The following is a 2,433-nucleotide window of genomic DNA, read 5'->3' as shown; positions in this document are numbered from 1 at the left end:
ATGCCAGTCCCCGTCGAAGTCACTGATCGGAGCCCTCGCCGCTACAGTAGCGGACGCGCTTGATGCATTGAGGGACGAATTTCCTGGGAAGCGGGCCTGAACCGTTAGTGAGCTACCTGCCGGACGCTTTGTTGCATTGATATTGCACGCTGCAACGCCACTTGAGTTGGTTGTGTCGCTGCAGGAGAAGGTGGTCGAACCCACTGTTGTTGTGAAGGTGACCGACTTGTTCGGCAACAGAATGCCGAGGTTGTCCTTCAGTCGTGCGGAAACAGGTATATTGCCATCCGTCGTCGCAGTGGAACCTGTATAGACTAGGTTAGTGTCGGTTGGTGGTTCATTGCAGGCGGCGAAGCATGGCAGTTGATAGTACGCAGTGATGATCCCGAAGGTTCGACCATCGGGAGCCCGAGTATCGCGATTGGGTGAATAGACCACGAAGAGCAGTGTCTCTTCGTTGAAGCACCTGATACGTTCATCCGGCCCTGCTGTGCAGTACTCGGGACTGGCGATCGTCTCGGCCATGTCCCACGCAGGTGGAAGAGTTCCGTGACCTTGAACGATATGGATTCGGCCGAACCCGTCCTCCCCGGTGGCGGAATCCGCTTGACCCTCTCGAAGTGGAACGTCGTTGCCCCAGTGGCCTATGTAGGACTCAAAGATAGTCCAGTTGATAGGGTTGGAGTTCACTGCCTGGGCAGGAGTTCCAAATCCCAAGCACACTGCCACGCTGGCAAGGATCGCAACAGCCCTGCCCGTGAGTTTTTGGGGTTTCACTTATCTCCTGTCACTGTTCAAGTGTGGGAGGTGATGGTAGCAGTGGGCTGTTTCGGCTGGGATGCGCATGTCTCAAACTACGCAACAGTGATCATTGGTATTATTGCATAGAAGGAGACGTAAACGACATAGATGCGACGTGATGGAACGGGTGGTGAGATATGAGCTTTCGATCTCATGCAGCTTGGTGCCCAGATGGCGCGCCGGTCGGACTCAGGCGGTTGGATGTTCGGCCGGATCATGGTGCTTTTCCAGTTTGGGAGTTGGGCAAGATGTCTTCAGCGGCTCGGCTAGGAATCTCAGAGGAATTGGCTGGCGATCTCGTGGGTTGGAGGCAATGGTGGGAAGCTCGCTCCCCCTATGGCGATGGCCGGGATTCAACCGACGCCGAGCGAAACAGGTGGCTTCGGTGGGGCGCCAAGCTTTCGCAATGGTTGGCAGTCGAGACAGGATCGGAAGTCGTCTTTATGTGGCCTAATGGGCCAGACGGCAGGGATATGAAGTGTCCCTTCTGTGGAGCTATTGGCGCTGGCCCCGCTAACCAGGTTGAGTGAGAGGGCCGGAAGGGAAGCCGAACGTCGGCAAGTATCCACTTAAAGATGACAGGCCATACAGGGCGTTAATAGGCATCGGAGGCCCTCCTTGCGTATCCACACCAGGTGGACAGGTCGCGGCCGGGGATCAGCCGGGGACTGGCGGGGAGAGTGATGGCCTCCGGCCAGGTCGCGACCTCCGCAGCCCAGCGCGATGCATGAGAACTCCCCGGGCGGTGTGGGGCGCACAGGGGGCACAAGACACTGTCAAACGTTGCCAACTAGCCATCAACGATGGCAGCCCCAGGCGGCGCGTGAGCAGGTATCTAGCGGCGTTCCCGCTGGTCAGCCGATCGCGCCGCTTAGTTCCGCTTCAACGTCTCGACGTATCAGTCCTGATCGTCGCCGGGCTGACTGACGTGGGCTAGCCTGTGTCCGATCTTCGAGAGGGTGGGTGCGATGCGCCGCTGGGTTGTGACGCCTGCTGTGATGGTCCTCGGGTTGTTCCCGGCCGGCTGCGGCACATCATCGGTGGGCGCCCCGGAACCGGTTGATAACACAGGGCAGGTCTGTAGCGACTTCCGCTTGGTCTTTGGCCGGTACTCGGACGGCGAATCGCCGGAGCGGCTCGCCTACGTACAGGCGGTTGAGGCGGACTACAAGGGCAACGGCGAGCCAGGCGCAGCAGGCGCGGCGAAGGTTGCCTACTTTCGGGCGTGGGCTCGTGACCTTCGTCCAGTCGCTGGCCGCGCGAGTAACCCGGAGCTGAAGGCAGCTCTGAACCGGGCGGCCGATGCTCTCGACGGAGCCGCCGATGGGCGCGCATTGACCGCTGCGGAGCTGAACAACACTTGGCAGCCGCTCCTCGACACCTGTCCGGAGTCGTCGCCCGGTGCCTCACCCACCCGCTAGATGCGCAGCCTGGGGTGCTGAGCCACGTCCAGCGGGCGCGCCCCCAGCCCGCGCACGAGCGGTGACGCGGCCAAGATCCGGAACATGCGCGGAATGATCAGACGCATCGCCGAAAATTTGCCGGGCGTAGGCACTGGTAGGACGAATGGCGACCTAGCAGTAGCTACACCCTTCCTAAACCGTGTGTCTTGAGGGCGGTATCAGCAACGCA

1 protein-coding gene is annotated in these 2,433 nt (G+C 60.3%); it reads right to left on the bottom strand.

Annotated elements, in window-relative coordinates; genetic code table 11:
• Positions 1 to 525: hypothetical protein (locus ACPCK6_RS29525; RefSeq protein ID WP_423482848.1), on the bottom strand; the 525-nt coding region annotated here is incomplete at its 3' end.
• Positions 526 to 2,433 lie beyond the last annotated feature (1,908 nt).

Origin of the sequence: Micromonospora sp. AB353, assembly GCF_049538395.1 — a bacterium.
Taxonomy (GTDB): domain Bacteria; phylum Actinomycetota; class Actinomycetes; order Mycobacteriales; family Micromonosporaceae; genus Micromonospora; species Micromonospora aurantiaca.
The sequence above is the reverse complement of the archived record's forward strand: the minus strand, read 5'-3'. Positions and strand labels throughout refer to the sequence as shown.